General features: G+C 28.8%; 7 protein-coding genes. 6 read left to right on the forward strand and 1 reads right to left on the reverse strand.

The window, feature by feature from the left end; translation table 11 throughout:
• The coding region (locus tag E6248_RS09575; protein WP_316340588.1) for an LPXTG cell wall anchor domain-containing protein at nucleotides 1-646 on the forward strand (646 nt) is incomplete at its 5' end.
• 159 nt (nucleotides 647-805) lie between these two features.
• Nucleotides 806-1,834 (forward strand): LacI family DNA-binding transcriptional regulator, encoded by a 1,029-nt coding sequence (locus tag E6248_RS09580; protein ID WP_316340589.1) that lies wholly within the window; start codon nucleotides 806-808, stop codon nucleotides 1,832-1,834.
• 70 nt (nucleotides 1,835-1,904) lie between these two features.
• Here E6248_RS09580 and E6248_RS09585 read toward each other — a convergent pair whose 3' ends face one another.
• Nucleotides 1,905-2,765, reverse strand: coding sequence for an AraC family transcriptional regulator (locus E6248_RS09585; protein ID WP_316340590.1), 861 nt, complete (start codon nucleotides 2,763-2,765; stop codon nucleotides 1,905-1,907).
• A 177-nt stretch (nucleotides 2,766-2,942) separates the two neighbouring features.
• Between E6248_RS09585 and uxaC the strand changes: the two genes are divergently transcribed.
• The 4 genes from uxaC to E6248_RS09605 all read left to right on the forward strand — a co-directional run.
• Nucleotides 2,943-4,343, forward strand: a complete 1,401-nt coding sequence (gene uxaC, locus E6248_RS09590) for a glucuronate isomerase (RefSeq protein WP_316340591.1) — start codon at nucleotides 2,943-2,945, stop codon at nucleotides 4,341-4,343.
• Between the two features lie 28 nt (nucleotides 4,344-4,371).
• Complete coding sequence (locus tag E6248_RS09595; protein WP_316340592.1) at nucleotides 4,372-6,003, forward strand: glycoside hydrolase family 28 protein; 1,632 nt, start codon at nucleotides 4,372-4,374, stop codon at nucleotides 6,001-6,003.
• 189 nt (nucleotides 6,004-6,192) lie between these two features.
• Nucleotides 6,193-7,641, forward strand: coding sequence for a tagaturonate reductase (locus E6248_RS09600; protein WP_316340593.1), 1,449 nt, complete (start codon nucleotides 6,193-6,195; stop codon nucleotides 7,639-7,641).
• 19 nt (nucleotides 7,642-7,660) lie between these two features.
• A partial coding sequence (locus tag E6248_RS09605; RefSeq protein WP_316340594.1) for an altronate dehydratase family protein occupies nucleotides 7,661-8,846 on the forward strand: 1,186 nt, incomplete at its 3' end.

Consider the following 8,846-nt stretch of genomic DNA (forward strand, 5'->3'; position numbering starts at 1 on the left):
AGCAAAGGTAGTTTTAGAAGCAGCAATTAATGGCTTAGTAGAAAAAGCAACTGAAGTTAACAAATCTGAATTACAAGAAGTATATGATGACAATAAGGAAAAGATTAAAGGAAATTATACTGATGATTCATGGAAAGCATTTACAGGAGCATTAAAGAATGCTGAAGAAATATTAGCAAAAGTTGATGCAACACAAGAAGAAGTAGATACTGCAAAGGGAGCTTTAGAAGATGCAATTAAAAATTTAAAAGAAAAATCAGATGAAATTAATACAGATAAATTAGAAGAAAAAATAAGCAAAGTAGAAGGCTTAAATAAATCTGATTACACAGAAGAAAGCTGGAGTGTTCTTAAGAAAGCTTTATCTGCAGCTAAAGAATTATTAAATAACTCTAATATAACGCAAGAGGCTATTGATAAAGCTTATGAAGATTTAGCTAAAGCTGAAGATGGTTTAAAGAAGAAAGATAGCAATATAATACCAGATTCAGATACTGAAACAGGTAACAAAGATAACGATGAATTATCACAAGGAGATTTACCTCAAACAGGGGGAGTTAATTCATCAATCTGGTTGGCACTTTCAGGTTTGTTAATTGTGTTAGGAGTAATATTCTTAAAGAAAAATAACAGAATAAAAGCATAAATTAAGTAATAATTAGAGGATATCGTAAAATATTTTTAACGATATCCTCATTTTTTATATAAATACATTTTTAATATAACTATTAAACTATATAATAATATTAGTAGGGATATAAACTACTTTCTGAATATAATTAAATAAAATAAAAAAGGTGAAAATATGAGTGTAACTATAAAAGATATAGCAAAATTGGCAAAGGTATCACATACTACTGTATCTAGAGCATTAAACAATAGTCCTTTAATTAATGAAAAAACAAAGTCTAAGATCAAAGCAATTGCTGAAGAACTTAATTATGTTCCTAATTATAGTGCCAAAAGCTTAGTTTTAGATAAATCCTATACTATTGGTTTATTTTTTTCTAGTATAAATATTGGTACATCCTCTAGTTTTTTTTATGAAATAGTAAAAGGAGTAAATAGTGTAATAAAAGAAAATTACAACTTAGTAGTTAAAGGTATAGATGACTATAAAGAGTTTTCAGGAATAAATAGGCAAAGATTTGATGGGATTATACTTATGAGTCAAAGTGACAAAGATAATGAATTCATATATCATATGAGAGAAAAGGAGATACCACTTATTGTTTTAAATAGGGAAATGGAAGGAAATTCTTTAATAAATATTTTAGCTGATGACGAACAAGGAGCTTTTAAGGCAGTAAGTTTTTTAATTAAAAATCATCATAAAGACATAGCGATAATAGAAGGTCAAGAAGAATTTAAATCTACTAAGAGTAGAAGAAATGGATTTTTTAAAGCGTTAATAAATAATAATATTCCAATAAGAAAGGAATACATGATTAAAGGACGCTATGATATCAAAAGTGGATATGAAGCTATGAATAAGCTTTTAAGCCTTTCGAATATACCAACAGCAGTTTTTTGTTTTAATGATGATATGGCCATTGGCGCTATAAAAGCTATATTTGAAAAAGGTCTTTCAGTACCTAAAGATATATCAATAATAGGGTTTGATGATATAGGTTTTGCTGAGTATGCAACCCCTTCTCTTACTACTATAAAGAGACCTTTAGAAGAAATAAGCGTAATGGGTGCAGAAAAAATGATAGATTTAATCGATAAAAAAGATTACAAAGGAGAGAAAGTATACATAGAAACAGAACTTATAGTAAGAGAGTCAACATGTATACCAGGAAAGAATCATAAATCTCTTAAAGAAAAATAACAAAATAAAAGCATAAAATTAAGTAATAATTAGAGGATATCGTAAAATATTTTTAACGATATCCTCTTTTTTAGGGATAGATATTATTTAATTTCCTAAATTCTCTTGGAGAACTTCCGGTTATTAATTTAAACATTCTTCCGAAGTGAGTAGTGTTTTGGTAGCCAACTTTTTCAGTGATTTGCGAGATGGTAAGTGGTGTTTCAATTAAAAGTTTCTGAGCTTCTTTAACTCTTAGATTATTAAGGTATTCAATAAAAGTAAAACCTGTAACTGATTTAAAGGATCTGCTTAAATGGGCTGAACTTATGAAAAACTTTTTAGAAACTAAATCTAAGCTGATTTCCTTATTATAGTTAGAATTTATATAGGTTATAATTTCATATATTCTCTTATGTAGCTTGCTTGGATAGTCATATTGTAATGTATTGCTGTTAGAATGAAATTTATTTATAAGAATTAGCAACTCTAAAAAGTATACTTTTAACTCAATACTATTTTGAGAATTATTTTCTTTACTTTCTTGAAGGATTTTAAAAAAGCAATTTTCAATTTGTTTTCTCTCAGAGTCTTCTAAACGTAAAATATTACAGTCTTTATAAAAGCAATCTAAAAGTCCTAAGTTATTATAATCTACTAAAAAACCATCAAAAAAACTCATATCAAATTCAATTAAAAGTCTTTCATGAGAACTTAAAGAACCATCCAAAGTGCTGTGCAGTATATTTGAATTAATAAGCACTAAATCTCCCTTTTTTATGTTATATACTTGGTCATGTATAAAATAATTTCTATCTCCAAGCAAAAGATAGTATATTTCATACTGAGAATGATAATGTTTACTACCCATGTGATAAGGACCTATTCTTTTACTATGATCTATAAAAAAACCCTTGCGTCTATTAGTATGAAAAACTTTTGATTTATTCATGATTTACCCACCTTATACCTTTTATTTCACTATTATTATAATTAACCCCTAAAAAAATGTAAATCAATATATGTTGAATTATTAGTAAATAGTCATTAATTGTATGATTTATATGACTTATTTTGATATAAAATATAACTAAATAATTAAAAATTAAAGGAAAGTAAGGTAGTTATTATGAAAAAATTTATGAATGAAAACTTTTTATTATCTAATGAAACTGCAGTAAGGTTATTCCATGATTATTCGAAAAACATGCCAATAATCGATTATCATTGCCATCTAAGTCCAAAGGAAATTTATGAAAATAAAAGATTCAAAAATATAACTGAAGTATGGTTATATGGAGATCATTATAAATGGAGAGCTATGAGGAGTAATGGAATAGATGAAAACACTATTACTGGAAATGCAAGTGATTATGACAAGTTTTTAGCATGGGCAAAAACTTTACAAATTTCTATAGGTAATCCACTTTATCATTGGACTCATTTAGAGCTTCAAAGATTCTTTAAAATTTATGAACCTTTAACAGAAAAGACAGCACCTGAAATTTGGAATGCAACTAATAAAATATTAAATTCAGGAGAGTTTTCTACAAGAGATTTAATTAAAAAATCTAATGTAGAAGCAATATGTACAACTGATGATCCAATTGATTCACTTGAGTATCATATAAAAATTAAAGAACTTAAAGATTTTAATACAAAAGTTTTACCTACCTTTAGACCAGATAAGGGAATAGAGATAAGTAGAGATGCATTTTTACCATGGGTAAAAAAATTAGGGGAAGTTGTTGGTAAAGAAATAAGTGATTATGAGCTATTCTTACAAGCTTTAGAATCAAGAGTTGAATTTTTCAATACAGTTGGTTGCAAAATATCAGACCATGCTTTAGATATGGTGGTGTACTCAAATTCAACAAAAGAAGAAGCAGCAGAAGTTTTTAATAAAGTATTAAAGGGTGAATGTATCACTTTAGAAGAAGAAAAGAAGTACAAGACTTATACACTAATATTTTTGGCGAAACTTTACCATAAGTTTGATTGGGCAATGCAGTTACATATAGGAGCTCTTAGAAATAATAATACAATAATGTTTAATAAACTAGGCAGTGATACAGGCTTTGATTCAATTAATGATGGAACTGTGTCTGAAGCACTTTCAAAACTTTTAGATTCATTAAATAAAGATAATAATCTTCCTAAAACAATTTTATATACATTAAATCCAAAGGATAACTATGTTCTTGGAACAATGATTGGGAATTTTCAAGGAGATAGAATTCCAGGAAAAATACAATTTGGTTCTGCGTGGTGGTTTAATGATAGTATAGATGGAATGACTCAACAGATAAAAACTTTAGCTAATTTAGGGCTTTTAAGTAGATTTGTTGGAATGCTTACAGATTCAAGAAGCTTTTTATCATATCCAAGACATGAGTATTTTAGAAGAATACTATGTAATATTATTGGTCAATGGGTTGAAGATGGAGAAATTCCAAATGATATGGAATTACTAGGAAGTATAGTTCAAGATATATCCTTTAAAAATGCTAAAGAATATTTTAAATTATAGAAGATTTAATTAGAAGAGGATGATGCTTATGAGTATTGAAAAGACCAATAAAGTACCTATTGATTTTATTATTGCACCTGCAACTTTAGCAAGTGATAGTCTTACTTTAGTGTGGGATAAGCCTATTGAATATGCAGATATTAGTGGATATATAGTGTATAAAGATGGGGAAAGAATTGCACAAACAAAACAAAATAAAACTCACTTGACAATTAATGGGTTAACTCCTAATACAATGTATAAATTTCATGTTGAAGCTATTGTTGATAATACTGATGATAAAAATGTAAGTAATACATCAACACCAAATTTGAATGTTAAAACAAAACCATTAGGAAATATTATAGATGTTACCCAGTATCCATATTCTGCTGATGGGACAGGCAAGAATATAAGTACAGCTTCAGTGCAAAAAGCCATTGATGATTGTGAAATTGGTGGTACAGTTTTAATTCCTAAAAGTTCAGTTGTTCTTACAGGTGCCTTGGAGCTAAAAAGTAATATGACTTTCAGAGTAGACGGATTTCTAAAGGGAAGCTTAGAACCAAGTGACTATATAATTAATAAAGAGAGTAGAGATAATTATAAAGGTTTAGTAAATGAAGATGGGCTTATATTAACCAGATACGAAGGTTGGGAAATGTACTGTTATAGAAGCTTAATAAATGCAGGTTACTTAAATCCTGACAATCGCATGGAAGTAACCTGTGAAAATTTAAGAATTTGTGGTGAGGGAACTATATACGGAGGCGGAAATGAACTTGGCAATGAAATGAAAAAGCTATATGCAGATAAAGAAAAATATCCAGAGTATGTTTCAGATGGAATTGCTGGAAGACGTGTGAGAGGACGTCTACTTAGTTTTATACAGTGTAAAAATGTACACCTTACAGGAATAAATATTGAAAATCCTTCATGCTGGACTGTCCATATTATTTATTGCGATACTTTTACCACCCACGGAGTAAATATTAGATCAAGAGGCATAGATAATGGTGATGGATGGGATCCAGATTCTTCAAGAAATCTTATGATTTTTGACACTACTTTTGATACTGGTGATGATTGTATTGCTATAAAATCAGGAAAGAATCCGGATGGCAATATTGTAAATATTCCAACAAAGAATGTAAGAATATTTGATCTTAAAATGTTAGGTGGTCATGGAATGGCCATTGGAAGTGAAGAATCAGGTGGAGTTGAAGGGATATATATGAGAGATTGTTTTATCCAAAATACCAATTATGGACTAGAGTTAAAAGCACATAATTCAAGAGGAGGTTATATAAAAGGTTTGCTGATGGTGGATTGCGTAATTGATAGGTTTATGGCACATAGTATTAACTATAATGCTGATGGAATTCCTGCAGCTAACTTACCATACTTTAAAGATATAGTTATAAAAAACACTATTATTAATGGAATAGGAAGAGGAATAGAACTTATAGGATTTACAGCGGAAGGAAAAAATAATATTGAGGATCACTATGTGCATGGGGTTCTTTTAGAAAATATAATCCTCGGTAATGAAAGTGATGAAACAGGAGAGATATATTTAAAAGCTTGTTATGATATTACATTTAAAAATATAAAGTTACGTAATGGAGAAGAACCTAAATATATTATAGATAAAGATACAGTATTTAACATTAAAATGTGAATTAGACAATCTCCCTAAGTATAATTATTAGAATGTTTATATTAAAAAATATTATTTAACATAAAAAAACATTGTTAACGTGTGCATTAAGTGATATCATTATAAATGAAAGAAAAAAATGGTAATAATCATATAAAAACTTTAAAAATAATATTGCATACGTAAATAATGGATATGGAGGAATAAAAAATGAATTTAAATAAAGAAATCTACAAAGAATACAAACAATATCCAGAAAAGGTTTTGCAATTTGGAGAAGGAAATTTTTTAAGAGCCTTTGTAGACTGGCAAATAGATAAACTGAATGAGGAAACAGATTTTAATGGCAGTATTGTAGTTGTGCAACCTATAGAATTAGGGTTAGTAGATAAATTAAATGAACAAGATGGATTATACACACTGTATCTTCAAGGAATAAAAGATGGAAAAGCTGTCAAGGAACATAAAATTATAAACAGCATTAGTAGGGGAATAAATCCCTATACTAATTATGATGAGTATCTAAAAGTAGCAGAAAGTCCAGATTTAAGATTTATAATATCTAATACAACTGAAGCTGGAATAGCATATGATGAAAATGATAAGTTAGAAGATAGACCGCAAAAGAGTTATCCCGGCAAATTAACAGCTTTATTATATAGAAGATTTAGAGCTTTTAGTGCTGCAAAAGAAAAGGGATTAATAATAATTCCATGTGAGCTTATTGAAAAAAATGGAGAAAAGCTTAAGGCTATAATTATAAAATATGCGAAGCTTTGGAATTTAGGAGAAGAGTTTATATCATGGATAAATGAAGCCAATACTTTCTGTGGAAGTTTAGTAGATAGGATTGTACCTGGTTATCCAAGAGATACAATAAAAGAAATAACTGAAGAATTGGGATATGAAGATAATCTAGTAAATGTGGGAGAGCAATTCCATCTATGGGTTATTGAAGGACCAGATTGGATTGAAAGTGAATTTCCTGTTGGGAAAGCTGGACTTAACACTAAATTTGTTGAGGATATGACACCTTATAGAACAAGAAAAGTTAGAATTCTTAATGGAGCTCATACAGCATTAGTTCCAGTAGCTTATTTGTATGGATTAGAAACAGTTGGAGAATCTGTTAGTCATGAAATAATAGGTGAATTTATAAGAAAAGTTATTTATGATGAAATAATTCCAACGTTAGATTTACCAGAAGATGAATTAGAATATTTTGCTGAAGCTGTACTTGAAAGATTTCAAAATCCATTTATAAAACATTATTTAATGAGTATTGCATTAAATTCAATGTCAAAATTCGAGACAAGGGATTTGCCTTCATTGTTAGAATATATAAATAGAAAAGGTGAACTTCCAAAGAAATTAGTATTCTCACTTTCTGCTTTAATAGAATTCTATAAAGGTAAAAGAAATGAAGAAACTATAGAATTAGCTGATGATGCAGATATATTAGATTTATATAAAAGAGCATGGGAAGATTATGACGGTAGTGAAGAAGGATTAAGAACAATAGTCACTAAAGTTCTTGGATACCAAAAGAATTGGAAAATGAATTTAAATGAAGTAAAAGGATTAACTGATGCTACTACTTATTATCTTAGCAAGATAGAAGCATTAGGTATTAAAGAAGCACTTAAAGAGGTTATGTAACAAAACGGGAGGTGATTTAATGAAGAATATTATTAAAATAAATGAAAATGATAATTTAGTTGTATCACTAACTGATTTAAATAAAGATGACAATATAGAAATAAACGGAGAAATTATCACCTTAAAGGAAGATATAAAAAGAGGACATAAAATTGCCATAAAAGATATAGATACTGATAAAGAGGTAATTAAGTATGGGTTTCCAATAGGACATGCTATAATCCCTATATTAAAAGGACAATGGGTTCATACACATAATACTAAAACTAATCTAGAGGGAATAAAAGATTATAGTTTTAATCAAAAATTAATAGATAATATATATGAAAATGAAAATTTAACATTCAAAGGTTATAAAAGATCAAATGGAACTGTGGGAATAAGAAATGAGCTTTGGATTGTACCAACAGTTGGATGCGTAAATGGCATTGCTGAAAGAATGTTTGATAGGTTTAAAAAAGAAATAGGAGAACTTGAAATAGATAATTATTTAGTACTTAAACATAATTATGGATGTTCCCAGCTTGGTGATGATCATATAGCAACTAGAACTATATTAGGAGATGCTGTAAAACATCCAAATGCTGGAGGTGTTCTAGTTTTATCTCTTGGATGCGAGAATAATAATATGAATGACTTTAAAAAATATTTAGGGGAATATGATGAAAATAGAGTTAAATTTCTAGTTTCCCAAGAAGTGTCAGATGAAATAGAAGAGGGAGTAAAACTTTTAAGGGAATTATATGAAAATATGAAAAATGACACTAGAGAGGAGGTTCCACTTTCAGAATTAAAAGTAGGGCTTAAGTGTGGAGGTTCAGATGGATTATCAGGAATAACAGCTAATCCCCTTGTAGGAAGATTCTCAGATTTTTTAATATCACAAGGAGGAACTACTATATTAACAGAAGTTCCAGAAATGTTTGGTGCAGAAACTCTGTTAATGGATAGGGCCTTAGATGAGGAAGTATTCAATAAAATAGTACAGTTAATAAATGATTTTAAAGAATACTTTATTAAATATAACCAACCAGTATATGAAAACCCTTCACCAGGGAATAAAGCAGGTGGAATCACAACTCTTGAAGATAAATCTTTAGGTTGTATACAAAAAGCTGGCACAGCTACGGTAGTAGATGTGCTTAAATATGGTGAAATACTTAAGAAAAAAGGATTAAATTTATTAAGTGCTCCAGGAAATGATT

Source organism: Clostridium sp. (genome assembly GCF_032552055.1).
Lineage (GTDB): Bacteria > Bacillota > Clostridia > Clostridiales > Clostridiaceae > Clostridium.